At 67.6% G+C, this 15,594-nt stretch carries 16 protein-coding genes; 11 read left to right on the top strand and 5 right to left on the bottom strand.

Going from position 1 to position 15,594, the window contains the following annotated elements; all coding sequences use genetic code 11:
- Positions 1-7: 7 nt before the first annotated feature.
- A complete protein-coding gene (gene cofC / locus WFK36_RS04565; protein WP_336790068.1) occupies positions 8-673 on the bottom strand; it encodes a 2-phospho-L-lactate guanylyltransferase in 666 nt (221 codons plus the stop codon).
- 120 nt (positions 674-793) lie between these two features.
- On the opposite strand from cofC, the gene WFK36_RS04570 reads away from it, so the two are divergent.
- A complete protein-coding gene (locus WFK36_RS04570; protein WP_008381123.1) occupies positions 794-1,807 on the top strand; it encodes an NAD(P)H-dependent glycerol-3-phosphate dehydrogenase in 1,014 nt (337 codons plus the stop codon).
- A gap of 117 nt (positions 1,808-1,924) precedes the next feature.
- Here the strand turns inward: WFK36_RS04570 and WFK36_RS04575 are convergent, their stop codons facing one another.
- Complete coding sequence (locus WFK36_RS04575) at positions 1,925-2,476, bottom strand: DUF3515 domain-containing protein (protein ID WP_336790070.1); 552 nt, start codon at positions 2,474-2,476, stop codon at positions 1,925-1,927.
- A 61-nt stretch (positions 2,477-2,537) separates the two neighbouring features.
- Between WFK36_RS04575 and thiL the strand changes: the two genes are divergently transcribed.
- Genes thiL through WFK36_RS04590 form a run of 3 tightly spaced genes read left to right on the top strand, consistent with a single transcriptional unit; the run spans position 2,538 to position 4,740 of the window.
- Positions 2,538-3,521 (top strand): thiamine-phosphate kinase, encoded by a 984-nt coding sequence (thiL, locus tag WFK36_RS04580; RefSeq protein WP_336790072.1) that lies wholly within the window; start codon positions 2,538-2,540, stop codon positions 3,519-3,521.
- Positions 3,522-3,541: 20 nt separating this feature from the next.
- Positions 3,542-4,066 (top strand): gamma carbonic anhydrase family protein, encoded by a 525-nt coding sequence (locus tag WFK36_RS04585; RefSeq protein ID WP_336790074.1) that lies wholly within the window; start codon positions 3,542-3,544, stop codon positions 4,064-4,066.
- The gene (locus WFK36_RS04590) at positions 4,063-4,740 is read left to right on the top strand and encodes a uracil-DNA glycosylase (RefSeq protein ID WP_336790076.1); all 678 of its coding nucleotides are present in this window, start codon (positions 4,063-4,065) and stop codon (positions 4,738-4,740) included. Before WFK36_RS04585 ends, WFK36_RS04590 begins: the two co-directional genes overlap by 4 nt.
- A gap of 7 nt (positions 4,741-4,747) precedes the next feature.
- Here WFK36_RS04590 and WFK36_RS04595 read toward each other — a convergent pair whose 3' ends face one another.
- A complete protein-coding gene (locus WFK36_RS04595) occupies positions 4,748-5,545 on the bottom strand; it encodes an enoyl-CoA hydratase/isomerase family protein (protein WP_336790078.1) in 798 nt (265 codons plus the stop codon).
- A gap of 111 nt (positions 5,546-5,656) precedes the next feature.
- Complete coding sequence (rpmB, locus tag WFK36_RS04600; protein ID WP_008381111.1) at positions 5,657-5,845, bottom strand: 50S ribosomal protein L28; 189 nt, start codon at positions 5,843-5,845, stop codon at positions 5,657-5,659.
- A gap of 261 nt (positions 5,846-6,106) precedes the next feature.
- Here rpmB and WFK36_RS04605 point away from each other — a divergent pair, with 261 nt between their 5' ends.
- The 3 genes from WFK36_RS04605 to WFK36_RS04615 all read left to right on the top strand — a co-directional run bounded on the left by WFK36_RS04605 (position 6,107) and on the right by WFK36_RS04615 (position 10,846).
- On the top strand, positions 6,107-7,750 hold the full coding sequence (locus WFK36_RS04605) for a DAK2 domain-containing protein (RefSeq protein WP_336790081.1): 1,644 nt from the start codon (positions 6,107-6,109) through the stop codon (positions 7,748-7,750).
- Positions 7,750-10,032: an ATP-dependent DNA helicase RecG gene (gene recG / locus WFK36_RS04610; protein WP_336790083.1), complete on the top strand. Its 2,283-nt coding sequence runs from the start codon at positions 7,750-7,752 to the stop codon at positions 10,030-10,032. The genes WFK36_RS04605 and recG overlap by 1 nt, the downstream gene beginning before the upstream one ends.
- A 160-nt stretch (positions 10,033-10,192) precedes the next feature.
- Positions 10,193-10,846: an HNH endonuclease family protein gene (locus WFK36_RS04615; protein ID WP_336790085.1), complete on the top strand. Its 654-nt coding sequence runs from the start codon at positions 10,193-10,195 to the stop codon at positions 10,844-10,846.
- A gap of 12 nt (positions 10,847-10,858) precedes the next feature.
- Here the strand turns inward: WFK36_RS04615 and WFK36_RS04620 are convergent, their stop codons facing one another.
- The gene (locus WFK36_RS04620) at positions 10,859-11,461 is read right to left on the bottom strand and encodes a DUF305 domain-containing protein (RefSeq protein WP_336790087.1); all 603 of its coding nucleotides are present in this window, start codon (positions 11,459-11,461) and stop codon (positions 10,859-10,861) included.
- A 136-nt stretch (positions 11,462-11,597) separates the two neighbouring features.
- On the opposite strand from WFK36_RS04620, the gene WFK36_RS04625 reads away from it, so the two are divergent.
- The 4 genes from WFK36_RS04625 to WFK36_RS04640 are packed head-to-tail and all read left to right on the top strand — an operon-like array spanning position 11,598 to position 15,593.
- A complete protein-coding gene (locus tag WFK36_RS04625) occupies positions 11,598-12,323 on the top strand; it encodes a response regulator transcription factor (protein ID WP_336790089.1) in 726 nt (241 codons plus the stop codon).
- On the top strand, positions 12,320-13,444 hold the full coding sequence (locus WFK36_RS04630; protein ID WP_336790091.1) for a sensor histidine kinase: 1,125 nt from the start codon (positions 12,320-12,322) through the stop codon (positions 13,442-13,444). Before WFK36_RS04625 ends, WFK36_RS04630 begins: the two co-directional genes overlap by 4 nt.
- On the top strand, positions 13,441-14,700 hold the full coding sequence (locus WFK36_RS04635) for a glutamate-5-semialdehyde dehydrogenase (protein ID WP_336790093.1): 1,260 nt from the start codon (positions 13,441-13,443) through the stop codon (positions 14,698-14,700). Before WFK36_RS04630 ends, WFK36_RS04635 begins: the two co-directional genes overlap by 4 nt.
- On the top strand, positions 14,697-15,593 hold the full coding sequence (locus tag WFK36_RS04640) for an AAA family ATPase (RefSeq protein ID WP_336790095.1): 897 nt from the start codon (positions 14,697-14,699) through the stop codon (positions 15,591-15,593). Before WFK36_RS04635 ends, WFK36_RS04640 begins: the two co-directional genes overlap by 4 nt.
- Position 15,594: the final 1 nt, after the last annotated feature.

The following is a 15,594-nucleotide window of genomic DNA, read 5'->3' on the forward strand; positions in this document are numbered from 1 at the left end:
ACGGGCATCAGCCCAGGAGCAGCTGCGACGTGGTGCCGCCGAGACCGAGGACTCGTGCGGCGGCGAGGTCGTCCGGGGTGTCGATGTCGGTCCGCAGATCCGGCCAGCGTGAGTGGTCCGGATCGAGCTCCACCGCCGCCGCGGCCCGGTGAGCGGCCGCCGAGCCGACGCCGAACAGGGGTCGGAACGACGGTCCGGCGACCAGCAGGGCGGTTCCCGTTCCCGCCCGGTCGGAGACGAACGCGGCAGGCGCGTCGACCAGCTCGTCCGCCGCCTCGTCGAGAGCTTCCTGCAGCGACCTCGCCCGCATCGCGGGGAGATCGGCCTGCAGATACGCGATCGGCCCGTCGAAGGCGGCGGCGCCGTGTGCGAGCGCCGCGTTCAACGCAGTCCAGCCTGCGGGTCTGCTGGTCGGTTCGTCGACGGTGACCGCACCGAAGTCGGAGGCGATCGTGTGCACGCGGAGGTCTGGGCTCACGACGACGATCCGCCGCGGCCCGGCGGCGACGACAGCCGTCAACGTATCGGTGAGCATTGCGACGACGAGGGCCGGGCGGTCGTCGTGCGCTGGGGGGAGCGGACGGAGGCGGCTCTTCGCGTCGTCGAGAGCTTTGACCGCGAGTACAACAGTGGTCTCGGGTGCTGCGGACGGCCGGACTCCCATGTCGACCATGGTGCTCCATTCGTCTGTTGGTACCACCGGCTGCCCCCGCCGACGCGGTTTCGCCGAAGCCGGTAGCTGCATGGCACTAGTCTGGACGCACTTGCGTCGAGGATCGGATGAGGAGTTCGTGTGCGTGCTGTGGTGATGGGTTCCGGATCGTGGGGAACAGCGGTGGCGAAGGTCCTTGCGGACGCGGGGAACGACGTGGTCATGTGGGCGCGCCGACCTGAACTCGCCGAGCAGATCACCACCGGGCATGAGAACGGCGACTACCTGCCGGGAATCACCCTGCCGGACAATCTGACCGCGGTCAGCTCTCCCGCCGAGGCACTGGCCGGCCGCGAGCTCGTCGTGTGCGCCGTTCCGTCGCAGTCACTGCGCGACAATCTCGCCCAGTGGCTCGATCACATCTCGCCCGACGCGATTCTGCTGTCGTTGGCCAAGGGCGTCGAGGTCAGCTCGGGGAAGCGCATGAGCGAGGTGATCGCGGAGGTCAGCGGCTTCCCGGCCCGTCAGATCGCGGTGCTGTCGGGTCCGAATCTGGCGAAAGAGGTCGCGCTGGAACAGCCGGCGGCGACTGTGATCGCCTGTGTCGACGAGGCGCAGGCGAAGCGCGTGCAGGCGGCGTTCGGCACCGGTTACTTCCGCCCCTACACGAACACCGACGTCGTCGGCTGCGAGATCGGCGGAGCGGCGAAGAACGTCATCGCCCTCGCATGCGGCATCGCGGCGGGCATGGGTTATGGGCAGAACACGATCGCGACGATCATCACCCGCGGCCTCGCCGAGACGATCCGACTCGGCGCGGCCCTCGGAGCGGACATCACCACGCTCGCCGGACTCGCCGGCATCGGCGACCTCGTGGCGACCTGCTCGTCCCCGCTGTCCCGCAACCGAACCTTCGGGGCGCGTCTCGGTGAGGGCGCGACGCTCGACGAGGCGCAGGCAGCCACCAACGGCCAGGTGGCGGAGGGCGTCAAATCGTGCCGATCGGTCCGTGCACTCGGGCAGCAGCACGGCGTCGACATGCCGCTCACCGAAGCCGTGTACGCCGTCTGCAACGAGGGCATGACAGTCCAGGAGATGGCCGTCGCGCTCCTCGGTCGCAGCCCCAAGCCCGAGGTGTACGGCAGTCACGCCTGACGCCGTCGCACGTCATTCCCGCTCACCGCTTTGCTTCCCGCTCACGGATAATCCGTGAGCGGGAAGCAAAGCTCAGTGCGTGAATCAGCGTGCGGTCCGGACTTCAATCAGCACTCTCTACTTGCCGAAGTCGAGGGGAGCACGGGTGAGAGTCCGCGCGATCAGGTTCGACACATCCGTCAACGGCGCGTTGCCTGCGCCCACAGGGATCCACATCGCGATGTACGGACGGTGGTCGACGCACACGTACACCTGCCCACGATCCTCGATCGTGTCGGTCATGAACCACTGGACCGGGTCGATCACCTGAAGGGAACTGGTCGGCGCCAACTCGGCCGGGCGGGTCACGCCGCAGCGCAGCACGATCGGCTCGGAGTCGGCCTGCGTCCACCGGACGGTCGTGCCGTCGACGGACTTGTCGGTGAAGTCGCCGAGGGTGTCGGGGAGCGCTTTGATGAACGCCGGGCACTGATCAGCGCCTTCGCCCTGAGCGAGGGAGTAGCTCTCGACCGGGATCGGATCGGCGTCCGGACGGTTGGAGGACTTGATGGCGGCGAAGGTGATGAACAGTGCGATCACCGCGACGGGTACGGCGACCAGCGTCGCGATCAACGCCGGGCTCAGTCGTGCGTCCTCGCGGCCGGTCTCGTCGTCAGGGGTAGTCGCCATGAGTCAAGGGTAGGTCCCCGACGATGCGGGGCCGCCCGTCGGGACCCGTAGGATTCACGCCGTGACGACTGTGGGTGAGATCGGGGAGCGTGAACTGATCGCGCGGTTCACCGAGGCGGCGGTCGGACGGACCTCCGGAACTCTGCCGGGCGACGTGGTCATCGGCTCCGGTGACGATGCTGCGGTCTTCGTCTCCCACGGGCCGGTGGTGGTGAGCACCGACACCGCCGTCGTCGGCAGGCACTTCCGGTTCGACTGGTCGACACCGGAGCAGATCGGCGCCCGCGCCGTGGTGCAGAGTGCAGCCGACATCGCTGCGATGGGCGGACGGCTGACCGGGGTGACGGTGTCCATCGCGTGCCCCCCGGAGACCGTTGTCGAGCGTCTGCTCGCACTCAACGCAGGCATCGTCGAGCAGACCCACGCCTATGGCGCTCGAGTCCTCGGTGGTGATCTCGTATCGTCTCCGACCGTCGTCATCACGGTCACCTCGATCGGCGTCCTCGACGACCTCGCGCCTGCGACGCTGTCGGGCGCGCGTGCCGGTGATCTGCTGGCGGTGAGCGGGCCCCTCGGGGGAGCGGCGGGTGGGCTCGCCGTGTTGTCCGCCGTGGAACACGGCGCCGATCCGGCGCTCGTCGACACGCACGCCGAGGCAGTGGCCGCCTACCGGTTGCCTCAGCCGGATCTGAGGGCTGGGCCTGCGGCGGCACGAGCCGGAGCGACGGCCATGACCGATGTCTCCGACGGCCTCGTCGAGGAACTCGTCACCGTCGCCGCATCGTCCGGTGTGCGGCTCGACGTCGACTCCGACCTGGTCCCGCGGGCCGCGTGGCTCGACGCCGTCAGTGCAGCGCTCGGAGTGGACCCGGTGCGTTGGGCCCTCGGGGGCGGCGAGGACCACGTACTGCTCGCCGCGTTCCCCGCAGGCGACGTCCCGCCGGGCTGGACGCGCATCGGACGAGTCTCCGACGGCGCCGGCGCGTACATCGACGGCGAGGTCGTCGGCGCAGTTCGCGGTTGGCAGTCGTTCACCGAGAACTGATCGGATGCTTAGATCGACGCATGGCTGTGTACGCACTCGGCGATCGTGAGCCGACCCTCGGAAAAGACGTCTTCATCCACCCCGACGCGACCGTGATCGGCGCCGTCACGCTCGGCGACGGAGTATCGGTGTGGCCCGGAGCCGTCCTTCGCGGCGACTACGGGACCATCACCATCGGAGCACGCACAAACATTCAGGACGGCACCGTCATCCACTGCACGTTCGTCGACGCCACCGTGATCGGAGCCGGCTGCGTCGTCGGACACAACGCCCACATCGAGGGCGCGGACATCGGCGACAACTGCCTGATCGCGTCGGGGTCGGTCGTCCTCAACGGCTCGACGATCGGAGCGGGCAGCGTCGTCGGCGCCGGTGCGGTGGTGCCCTACGGCTTCACCATGCCGGAGCGTTCGATGGCACTCGGTGTGCCCGCGAAGCTCCGCGAGGGCCACGTGGTCCCGGAGGGACACGTCGACGGAAACACCGAGCTGTACTTCCAGAACGCGCAGTTCTACCGCGACAACCTTCGGAGGATCGACGGATGACCCGGACACCGCTGATCGAACTGCTCGATCCCGGATGGGCGCACGCACTGGCCCCGGTGGAGGAACAGATCGCCGCGATGGGCGACTTCCTACGCGCCGAGAACGCGGAAGGCCGCCGCTATCTGCCCGCGGGCAAGAACGTGCTGCGCGCCTTCATGCAGCCGTTCGACGACGTTCGGGTCCTGATCGTCGGACAGGACCCGTACCCGACGCCTGGCCACGCCGTCGGGCTCAGCTTCTCAGTCGCACCGGACGTCCGTCCGATCCCGCGGTCTCTGCAGAACATCTACGCCGAATACTGCGACGACCTGGGCTACCCGCAGCCGTCGAACGGCGATCTCACCCCGTGGGCGGAGGCGGGTGTCCTCCTGCTGAACAGAGTGTTGACCGTCGCCCCCGGCGACGCGGGTTCGCACCGCAAGAAGGGATGGGAGGCCGTCACCGAGTGCGCGATCAAAGCACTCGCTTCTCGTGACGAGCCGCTCGTCGCGATCCTGTGGGGCAACGATGCGCGGAATCTCGCCGAATGGCTTCCCGACGTCCCGACAATCGAATCGGTGCATCCGTCGCCGCTGTCGGCCTCGCGAGGGTTCTTCGGCTCCAAACCGTTCAGTCGGGCGAACGAGGAACTCCTCGACCTCGGCGCGGAACCCGTCGACTGGCGCCTTCCGTGAGACGCGGTCAGCGCGCCGCGCGGAAGTCGGGCGCTCGTTTGGCGAGAAACGCGTCGACACCTTCGACGCCCTCGCCGGTGGTCGACAGTGACGAGATCGAGGCCGCCTCGGCGTCCATCTGATCAGTGAGGGTGCGCGAGGCGGACGCGTGCACCAGGTCACGGATGGCGGCGAAGGATCCGCGGGGTCCCGCAGCGAGCTTCGCGGCGGTCGCGCGGGCGGTGTCGGCCACAGCGTCGTCTTCGACGACTTCGGCGAGGATGCCGAGATCCAATGCGCGCGCAGCGTCGATGATCTGATCGGTCATGATGATGTGCCGTGCGCGGGCCGCGCCGACGGTGCGGGGAAGGGCCCACGACATGCCGCCGTCCGGGCACAGGCCGATGCCGGGGTAAGCGGGACGGAGACGGGTGCGTGTCCCGCCGACGGCGACGTCGGCGTGGAGCACCAGACTCATCCCCGCACCGGCGGCCCAGCCGCTCACTGCCGCGACGACAGGCAGTCGGGTCTGGTAGAGGACCTTGATGAACCGGTGCAGGTCGTCCGCGAGGCCGCGGAGGTACTCGGCGCGATCGTCGGCTTCGGCGAACTTCGCGACGTTGCCGCCCGCGCAGAAGTTCTTGCCCGCGCCGGTCAGGAGAATCGCGCCGGCGTCGCGCACGCCGCGCGTCACGTCGAGCAGTGCCTCGGTCCCCGCGAGGACGAGGTCGTGGTCGAGTGCGGTGCCGTTGTCGGCAGTCGAGATCGGCAGTGTCAGAACACCATCGGCGTCGAGGATGATCGTCTCAGAGGAGGGGGAGGTCATCCCCGGAGTCTACGATGCCCGTCGGACACCTCTGATCGAGGGCGTCCAGACGACAGAATCGCCGCCCGGCGAACCGGACGGCGATCAGGTCTAGCGTGAAGGCGCTGCGACTCAGGCAGTTGCCTTGCCGGCCTTCAGGCACGAGGTGCAGACGTTCTTGCGCACCTTGTTGCCCGAGGCTCCGGCGACACGGATCGACTGGATGTTCGGGTTCCAGCGACGGTTGGTGCGGCGGTGCGAGTGCGAAACCGACTTGCCGAAGCCGGGGCTCTTGGCGCAAACGTCACAAACGGCAGCCATGGCGAACTCCCTTGGTAGAAACAATGGTCGTGGTGATCGGCCCGTCGGGTGCAGCGGGCATAGAGTCCACGCGGTCGACAGGCAACCCGACAACAATAACCGCATCGAGAGGCCATGGCCAAATCGGGCCGTGCCGAATCCCTGTTCGCCCTGCGATCGAGAGGAGTGTCAGGGGTCGACGGTAACGTCAGACACAACTCACGTCGGCCGCGGGTGCCGATGGCGGACATGTCGGGTGTGCGAGAGAGTGCGGGTGGACGAATGACGAAGAGTGGGAACGCGGTCAATCCGCAGTTGATCCGCGACTGGGCGCACGCGTGCGCCGACGGTCTCGCGTCCCTCCGTGGAGAGATCAACGATCTCAACGTGTTCCCGATTCCGGATTCGGACACCGGTAGCAATATGGCGAACACGATGGCGGGCGCCGTCGCGGCGCTCGATGAGGCGCCTGCCGATGCCGACCTGTCGACGGTCACCAGGGTGCTCGCCGACGGATGCGTCGCGAATGCGCGCGGCAATTCGGGAGTGATCCTCGCGCAACTCTTCGTCGGGCTCGCGGATGCGGCGGACTTGGGGATCGCCGAGGACGACATCGGCTTCAACAAACTGTGCACCAACGGACTGCGTCTGGCGTCACTCTCGGCGCGTCGTGCGGTCAGCGAACCGCGTGAGGGCACAGTCCTCACCCTGCTCAAAGTCGCTGCTGCGACGGCGTCTGCGCATGTGAGTGATTCGCCCGCCGACCTCGTGCGTGCTGTCGCCGAGGACTCGGCCGAAGCTCTGGACCTCACCACCGAGCAGATGCCGGAACTGGCGGAGGCCGGCGTCGTCGACGCCGGCGCCCGCGGGTTCCTGGTGATCGCTGACGCGATGGTCGCGGTGGTGACAGGAGTCGCGAACAAACGTCGCGCGTACCGCGGCTCCACCGCCGGGCCGGGCGGTCTGGTCGATCACGCGTGCTCCGCGGACGGCGACACCGATTTCGAGGTGATGTATCTGCTGGAGGGCGCCGACGCGAAACAGATCGCAGGCCTGCGCGACAGACTCGGCGACTTGGGTGATTCGATCGTCATCGTCGGTGACAGCTCCGACGTCGCGGAACGGTTCTCGGTGCACGTGCACACCGACGACCCCGGTGCGGCCGTCGAAGCGGGGCTGGCGCTCGGTGAGATACGCGACATCCGGATCAGTTGTTTTGTCCTCGACGCGCTGAACGCGACTCCGGGCGCGAACGAACCTCCGCCCCGTTTCCGGCGGGCCGTGGTCGCACTGGTGAACGGCGACGGGGCTGAGGAACTGTTCGCGGCCGCCGGAGCGTCGGTGGTCCGCGCCGATCGGGGAGTCGACGCGGCGACTCTCGCCGAAGCGATTCGGTCCACCGACAGTGCTCACGTCGTGGTGATGGGCAACGGGATGATGTCGTCGCAAGATCTGGTGACCGTCGGCGCCGAGGCTCGGTCCACGCAGCGGTCGGTGGTGTTCCTCCCGACCCTGTCGATGGTGCAGTGTCTGTCGGCGTTGGCCGTCCATGATCCGGGCGAGGAACCCGACGTCGACGCGTTCGCGATGGCTGAAGCCGCCGCCGGGACACGCTGGGGGTCACTGATGATCTCGTCCGGAAAGCTGACCACTCTCGCCGGGACGTGCGAGGTCGGCGACACTCTCGGGCTCATCGGTTCGGACGTCCTCGTGATCGGCAAGCAGCCGGCGGACGCCGCCACCGCACTTCTCGATCTGATGCTGGCGACCGGTGGTGAGATGGTCAGCGTGCTGGCGGGTGGAGCCCTCGACGAGGAGACTCTCGACGCGATCAACGAGCACGTGCGCAAGCACTACAGCGGTATAGAGCTCGAGGTGCATCAGACGGGGCAGGCATCGAACCTTCTGCAGGTCGGCGTCGAGTGATGCTGACGCACACGTCGCTGCTCTCGGAGACGACTCTCGATGCGAAGCTCGTCGGCAAGCTCGAGGGGCTGGAACTGACGACTGTCGGAGAACTGCTCCGGTACGTGCCACGTCGGTACATTCGTCAGGGGCAGGTCTCGACCACGGAACTGCCCGAGCCCGACGAGTGGATCACCGTCATCGGTCGCGTCGAACGCGCGCAGATGATCACGATGAAGCGGCGGTACGGCAAGTTCCTGAAGATCGTCGTCGACGACGGGAACCGTCGGTACGAGGCGAGTTTCTTCAACGCACGGTACATCCAGCGAGTGTTGCGGGCGGGTGTTCGCGTCGCGCTCGCAGGCAAGGTCAAATACTTCAACAACCAGATCCAGTTGTCGCACCCGGACTGGCTCGTCCTGCCCGACGACGGAGTCGACGTCCGCGGGACCGGGATGATGGAGGAACTGCTCGACGCCGCCCGGCCGTCGGACACCGACTCGGACTCGGCCGACGACGCCGAGATCTCCACCGGGACCGCAGACGACGTCGAGAGCTTCGGACGTTCGATCATCCCGATGTATCCGGCCACACGTGAGGTTCAGACGTGGGAGATCTGGCGGGCCGTCCGCCAGGTGCTCGCCGACACGGTGCCGTCGGCAGACCCGCTCACCGAGCAGCAACGCACCGAGCGCGGTCTCATCACCAGCGATGAAGCCCTCCGTCACGTCCATCTCCCGGAGACGATGGAGTCCATCGAAGAGGCGCGTGAACGCCTCAAGTTCGACGAGGCCCTGGCAGTCCAGACTGCCCTCGCGCAGAAGCGCGCCGATCTCGGCGCGGAACGTTCGATGGCGGCCGTCCATGTGCCCGGTGGTCTCGAAGACCAGTTGTTGGCGCGGCTGCCGTTCGAGTTGACCGACGGACAGAAGACCGTGCTCGGAGAGATCGGCGACGACCTCTCTGTGGAGCACCCGATGAACCGTCTCCTGCAGGGAGAGGTGGGCTCCGGGAAGACCCTCGTGTCGCTGCTCGCCATGCTTCGGGTGGTCGACAACGGGCATCAGTGCGCGATCCTCGCTCCGACGGAAGTCCTCGCCGCCCAGCATTACCGAACAGTCATGACGATGCTCGGCGACCTCGCGCGGGGCGGGGAACTCGGCGCGGCCGACGGCGCGACTCGCGTCGGGCTTCTGACCGGATCGTTGAACACCGCGTCCAAGCGTCGAGCCCTGCTCGACGCCGTCACCGGCGACGCGGGCATCGTCATCGGGACTCACGCGCTGCTGGAGGAGAACGTCGAATTCTTCGACCTCGGTCTCGTGGTCGTCGACGAGCAGCACCGCTTCGGAGTCGAGCAGCGCGACATTCTGCGCTCGAAGGGCAGGGACGACAAGCGTCCGCACTTCCTGGTGATGACCGCGACGCCGATTCCGCGGACAGTCGCGATGACCACGTTCGGCGACCTCGAGACCTCGGTGATGACGGAGCTTCCGCGCGGCAGACAACCGATCACCACAAGCGTCGTTCCGATGACGAACGCCAAGTGGGTCGATCGTGCGTGGGCCAGGGCGGGTGAGGAGATCGACGCCGGTCGGCAGGTGTACGTGGTGTGCACTCGGATCGGCGACGAGGAGTCGAAGCCGAAGAAGAAGTCGTCCAAATCCGGTGAGGCGGCCGAGAAGGAGGACGACACCGTCTCGGTGCTCCAGCAGGCCGAGATGCTCGAGACGCGCTGGCTTCCGGGGCGGCGGATCGCCGTCTTGCACGGGCGGATGCACGCCGACGACAAGAACGACGTGATGGACGCCTTCACCCGCGGTGAGATCGATGTTCTCGTCGCGACGACCGTCATCGAAGTGGGCGTCGACGTCCCCAACGCGACCATGATGGCGATCGTCAACGCCGAACGGTTCGGCGTCAGCCAGTTGCACCAGCTGCGTGGACGAGTCGGGCGTGGCGGGCATGCAGGGCTCTGTCTGCTGCTGACGGCGGCCCACGAGGTGTCTGCGTCGATGGAGCGGCTGCGGGCGGTCGAGAAGTCGAACGACGGTTTCGAACTGGCACTCGTCGACTTGAGGCAACGCCGAGAAGGGGATGTTCTCGGTTCCCTGCAGTCCGGTGGCAAATCGTCGCTCAGCTTCCTCTCGCTGATCGACGACGTCGAGGTGATCGCGGATGCTCGCGCGCTGTCGGAGTCGATCGTCGCCGAAGATCGTGCGCTGGCCGATCACCCGGCGCTCGCCGACCTCGTCGACGCTGTGCTCCTCCCGTCTCGCGCGCAGTATCTCGAGAAGTCCTGACGGTCGTCCGCGTGTCGTGGAACCGCCCTGAGGGTCTGTGCGTCTGAACTTGTGAGGGGCGGATCTCGGCGGGGGAGGCACGATGCGGTGGGCGGATCGGCATCTTCGTCGTCGCTCGGGCCGGGTCCGCCTCTCAACCAGGCAGTGGATCGGGTTGGCGGTGTTCGCTCTGACGTCGGTGACCGTGGCGGTGGGTGTCGGGCCTGTTCAGGAACGACAATTGGTGCCCGCCGCACAGGTCGCGGGCGCCCGGAAGGCGTTCGGAGCCCTCACGGTGATCGGCGCGCGGCCGCCCCACGACGCCGGATACCAGCGGGAGGCGTTCGGGACGTCGTGGACTGACGACTCCGACGCGCCGGGATCTCAGAACGGATGCGACACCCGCAACGACATCCTCACCCGCGATGTCGCCGTGTCCGGCACGGCGGCGACGTCGTCCTGCCCGAATGCGGTCGCAGCGGGGGTGTTGACCAGCCCGTACACCGGGCGGCCGGTGGTGTTCGAGCGTGGCAGGACGTCGAGCGCGGTGCAGATCGATCACATCGTCCCGCTGGCGTACGCGTGGGACATGGGCGCTGTGCAGTGGCGGCCGGAACGTCGGGCGGCGTTCGCCAACGACCCGTCGAACCTGGTCGCGGTCGACGGCGGCAGCAACCAGCAGAAGTCCGATGCCGAGCCCGGTCGCTGGATGCCGCCGCTTCGCTCGTTCCACTGCCAGTACGCGGTCCAGTTCGTGCTGGTCCTCGCGAGGTACGGCCTGCCCGTCGACGCGCCGTCGCGCGACGTGCTCTCTCGTGCGCTCGACTCGTGTTGAGACGGGCCTGGGTCAGCTCCCGAGCATGCCCTTCATCTGTTCGATCTCGGCGTTCTGGGACTCGACGATGCTGCGGGCCATTGCGACGGCGTCGGGATTCTGACCGTCGTCGATCTGCGTCTTCGCCATCGCGACGGCGCCTTCGTGGTGCGCGATCATCTGCGTCAGGTAGAGCTTTGCGGCTTCCGGCCCCGGCGCGTTCTTGAGCTTGGTGATGTCCTCGGGCGAGACCATCCCGTCCATGGAGTGTCCCGACATGTCGGCGGTCTTCGGCGCGCCCCACGCGGTGAGCCATGACTTCAGCTGAGTGATCTCCGGTCCCTGCGCGGCCTTGATGGTGGTCGCGAGTTCACGGACGTCGGCGGGCACACCGTCCTTGGCGAGCAGGATGTCGCTCATCTCCAGCGCCTGCTCGTGGTGAGGAAGCATCATCTGCGCGAACATGACGTCAGCTGCGTTGTTCGAGCCCTTCGCGGACGCCGACGTGGACTGGGACGTCGCCGACATGTCGTGACCCTCGTGTCCGGACGTCGAGTCGTCCGACGACGAGCAGGCGCCGAGGACTGCGACGGCGGCGACAGCGGCGATGGAAGCGGCGATCAGACGGGGGTTCATGCATGGACCTTTCACTCAAGCTTGCGGGGGTACTCGTGTCGAGTGTGGCCGTCGCACACCCTGATTCGGCTGTAGGTCGCCTCAAGATCTCCTCAAGGAGTGGGTGCTCGTGACGGGTACGGCCATGATGGACGTCATGAGTGAACCCGCGCGGACCGCGCTGAGGGCGATGGTCGTCGACGACGAGCCGGACCTCGCCGACCTCGTCGCGTCGTATCTGAAACGGGACGGATTCGACGTCACCGTAGTGGGCGACGGCGCCGAGGCAGTCGAGACCGCTCGTGCCGTCGACCCCGATGTCCTCGTCCTCGACCTCGGGCTGCCCGGGCTCGACGGCGTGGAGGTGTGCCGACGGGTGCGGGAGTTCTCCGACGCCTACGTTGTGATGCTCACCGCGCGGAGCGACGAGGTCGACACCCTCATCGGCCTCTCGGTCGGAGCCGACGACTACATGACCAAACCGTTCAGCCCACGTGAGCTGTCCGCGCGCATTCAAGCGCGGATTCGCAGGCCACGAGCGGGGCTCGGCGGCCCTGCGACCCGCACCGTGCCGCGCGAGGTGAGAGTGTTCGGCGATCTCACGATCGACGTCGCGGCCCGCGAGGTGAGCGTCGCCGGTGAACCTGTGCATCTCACCCGCACCGAGTTCGACGTGCTGGCAGTGCTGTCCGCAGACCCGGGGGTTGTGGTCACCCGGAGCGCGTTGATCGACGCAGTCTGGCGGACCGGTTGGAACGGCGCCGATCACCTGGTCGACGTCCATGTCGGTCACGTGCGGCGCAAGTTGGGCGACGACGCCGCCGACCCGAGGTTCGTGACCACCGTGCGCGGCGTCGGCTACCGGATGCGCGACGGCGCATGAACCGCGCCGGATTCGGTACCCGACTGTTTCTCGCGTCGTCGTTGGTGGTGATCGGCTGCGTCGTGTCAGCTGCAGTGGTGTCGGTGCTCATCGCTCCGGGCCTGTTCCACGAACACCTCCGACAGGCGGGCATCGAAGAGGATTCCGGGCTTGCCGCACACATCGAGATGGCATTCCGCGGCACACTCGTGCCGGCGTGGGGGATCGCGGCCCTGGTCGCGGTGCTCATCGCCCTCGCCGTGAGCTGGTGGCTCGCCCGTCGGGTGGACCGCTCGGTCGGTGCGCTCGCCGAATCGGCAGGTGACATCGCCCGCGGACGATACGACACCAGGGTCGACGACGCCGGCCTCGGACGGGAGTTCGCCGACCTCGCCGACGCTGTGAACGAACTGGCCCGCCGTCTCGGCGAGACCGAGTCGACGCGGCGTCGGATGCTTGCCGACCTCGGTCACGAGATGCGCACGCCGATCGCGACGATTGACTCGCACCTCGAAGCGCTCGAAGACGGGGTCCGGACGGCCGATGCCGACACGATCCGGGTGTTGCGTGCCGGTTCACAGCGTTTGGCACGTCTGGCGGAGGACATCAACGCGGTGTCGCGGGTTCAGGAGGGACTCGATCCGATTCGCCCGGAACGCACCACGACGGGCGCACTCGTCACCGCGGCGCTGACTGCGGCGTCGGCGGCGTACCGGGACGCAGGCCTCGACCTGCAGGTCGACACCGATCCCGACATCGTGCTGACAGTGGACCCGGCGCGCATCGGTCAAGTCCTCGGCAATCTCCTCGACAATGCGCGTCGGCACACGCCCAGGGGCGGTTCTGTCACTCTCCGCACAGGCCTCGCAGGCGACAGTGTCGTCGTCACCGTCGCCGACAGCGGCGAGGGGATCGATCCCGAACACCTCCCACACGTCTTCGATCGCTTCTACCGCACCGACAGTGCTCGCTCCAGCCGAGACGGGGGCAGCGGAATCGGTCTGACCATCGTCTTCGCGCTGGTGCAGGCGCACGGCGGCACCGTGTCCGCGGCGAGTGACGGACCGGGGACGGGTGCGGCGTTCACGGTGACACTGCCCACGGTGGGAGCGTCGGAGGGCAGCGCTAACCTTGACGCATGAGTGCACCCACCATCGAGGACGTGACGGCTGTCGTCACCGACCTCGCGACCGCCGCGAAGCAGGCGTCGCGGAGCCTCGCCACCCTGACCACCGCCCAGAAGGACGCAGTGCTCCTGGCTGCCGCCGATGCTATCGACGCGGCCGCAGAGACCGTCCTGGAGGCCAATGCCTCCGACGTCGCGCGTGCCGAAGCGGCAGGCACGGAGGCGTCGCTCGTCGATCGCCTGCGGCTCACGCAGGACCGGATCGCGGGCATCACCGGCGGCCTTCGCCAGGTTGCGGCACTGCCGGATCCGATCGGCCAGGTGACCGCGGGCAAGACTCTTCCGAACGGGCTCGAACTACGTCAGGTCCGAGTCCCGCTCGGTGTGGTCGGCTTCGTCTACGAGGCCCGCCCCAACGTGACCGTCGACGGTTTCGGCATCTCGTTCAAGGCGGGCAATGCGGTGCTGCTGCGCGGATCGTCGTCTGCGGCCGACTCCAACGCCGCACTCGTGGCGATCCTGCGCGACGTGCTCGCCGAACACAAGGTGAGCCCCGACGCCGTTGCGCTGCTGCCCAGCGAGACCAGGGACAGCGTGACCGCGCTCATTCGCGCACGCGGCCTGGTCGACGTCGTGATCCCCCGCGGTGGAGCAGGTCTGATCTCGGCGGTCGTCCGCGACGCGACCGTGCCGACCATCGAGACGGGGACCGGCAACTGCCACATCTATGTGCACGCCGACGCCGACGTCGACATCGCCACCCGAATCATCCTGAACGCGAAGACGCGTCGCCCCAGCGTGTGCAACACCGTGGAGACGGTCCTCATCGACGCGGGAGTCGCCGACACGGCGCTCACCCCGATCGTGACCGCGCTGCAGGCGCAGGGTGTGGTGATCCACAGCGACGAGCCGGGATTCGAACCCGCGACCGAGGACGACTGGCATCGTGAGTACCTGTCGCTGGACATCGCGCTCAAGGTGATCGACGGCCTCGACGCCGCGATCGACCACATCGCCGCCTACGGCACCGGCCACACCGAGGCGATCATCACGAGTTCTCTCTCGGCCGCGAACGAGTTCACCGCGCGAGTCGATGCGGCCGCAGTGATGGTGAACGCGTCCACCGCGTTCACCGACGGCGAGCAGTTCGGCTTCGGCGCGGAGATCGGCATCTCGACGCAGAAGCTGCACGCGCGCGGCCCGATGGGACTCACCGAGCTGACCTCCACCAAATGGCTGGTGTGGGGCGACGGACAGGTGCGTCCGGCATGACCGCAGACAACGTGACGCCGGTGTTCGCCGACACCGCGGACGTCACCGCACGCCTGCGAGAGACCGGATATCTGGCGGACGCCGCAACGTCGACGACGACCTTCCTCGCCGATCGCCTCGGCAAACCGCTGCTCGTGGAAGGCCCCGCCGGTGTCGGCAAGACCGAACTCGCGCGCGCCATCGCACAGGCCACGGGCGCGGACCTGATCCGCCTGCAGTGCTACGAGGGCATCGATGAGGCTCGAGCCCTGTACGAGTGGAATCACGCCAAGCAGATCCTGGCGATCCAGGCGGCGGGCAGCCGGGACTGGGACGCCACCAAGAACGACATCTTCTCCGAAGAGTTCCTGTTGGCCAGGCCGCTGTTGACCGCGATCAGCCGAACTGAGCCGACGGTCCTGCTGATCGACGAGATCGATAAGGCAGACGTCGACATCGAAGGCCTGCTGCTCGAGGTCCTCAGTGATTTCGCGATCACCATTCCTGAGATGGGCACCGTCGCGGCGCAGCGTCGACCGATCGTGCTGCTCACGTCGAATGCGAACCGAGATCTGTCCGAGGCGCTCAAGCGTCGCTGCCTGTACCTGTACATCGACTTCCCCGACGCGGCGCTGGAACGTGAGATCCTCTCGTCGCGGGTTCCGGAGCTGCCGGCGAAGGTCGCGACCGAACTCGTCCGGGTGGTCGGAGTGCTTCGTGGGCTCGACATCAAGAAGAAGCCGTCGGTCGCCGAGACCATCGACTGGGGCAACACGCTCCTCGCGATGACAACCGGCGACGAGGCGATCAAGGGTGGCCGGCTCGACGAGTCGCTGATCGCGAAGACCCTCGGCGTGGTGCTCAAACACCGTCCCGACGTGACGACGGCGATCCGCGAACTGAAGCTCGGCTGAC

The organism is Gordonia malaquae, from assembly GCF_037148075.1.
Taxonomy (GTDB): domain Bacteria; phylum Actinomycetota; class Actinomycetes; order Mycobacteriales; family Mycobacteriaceae; genus Gordonia; species Gordonia malaquae.

Excerpts from the sequence above, each read along its gene's own strand:
- cofC (WP_336790068.1), bottom strand. The coding sequence starts at position 673 with ATGGTCGACATGGGAGTCCGGCCGTCCGCAGCACCCGAGACCACTGTT.
- recG (WP_336790083.1), top strand. The coding sequence starts at position 7,750 with ATGCTGACGCACACGTCGCTGCTCTCGGAGACGACTCTCGATGCGAAG.
- WFK36_RS04585 (WP_336790074.1), top strand. The coding sequence starts at position 3,542 with ATGGCTGTGTACGCACTCGGCGATCGTGAGCCGACCCTCGGAAAAGAC.
- WFK36_RS04605 (WP_336790081.1), top strand. The coding sequence starts at position 6,107 with ATGACGAAGAGTGGGAACGCGGTCAATCCGCAGTTGATCCGCGACTGG.
- WFK36_RS04595 (WP_336790078.1), bottom strand. The coding sequence starts at position 5,545 with ATGACCTCCCCCTCCTCTGAGACGATCATCCTCGACGCCGATGGTGTT.
- WFK36_RS04625 (WP_336790089.1), top strand. The coding sequence starts at position 11,598 with ATGAGTGAACCCGCGCGGACCGCGCTGAGGGCGATGGTCGTCGACGAC.
- WFK36_RS04575 (WP_336790070.1), bottom strand. The coding sequence starts at position 2,476 with ATGGCGACTACCCCTGACGACGAGACCGGCCGCGAGGACGCACGACTG.
- WFK36_RS04640 (WP_336790095.1), top strand. The coding sequence starts at position 14,697 with ATGACCGCAGACAACGTGACGCCGGTGTTCGCCGACACCGCGGACGTC.
- WFK36_RS04620 (WP_336790087.1), bottom strand. The coding sequence starts at position 11,461 with ATGAACCCCCGTCTGATCGCCGCTTCCATCGCCGCTGTCGCCGCCGTC.
- WFK36_RS04590 (WP_336790076.1), top strand. The coding sequence starts at position 4,063 with ATGACCCGGACACCGCTGATCGAACTGCTCGATCCCGGATGGGCGCAC.
- rpmB (WP_008381111.1), bottom strand. The coding sequence starts at position 5,845 with ATGGCTGCCGTTTGTGACGTTTGCGCCAAGAGCCCCGGCTTCGGCAAG.
- WFK36_RS04630 (WP_336790091.1), top strand. The coding sequence starts at position 12,320 with ATGAACCGCGCCGGATTCGGTACCCGACTGTTTCTCGCGTCGTCGTTG.
- WFK36_RS04635 (WP_336790093.1), top strand. The coding sequence starts at position 13,441 with ATGAGTGCACCCACCATCGAGGACGTGACGGCTGTCGTCACCGACCTC.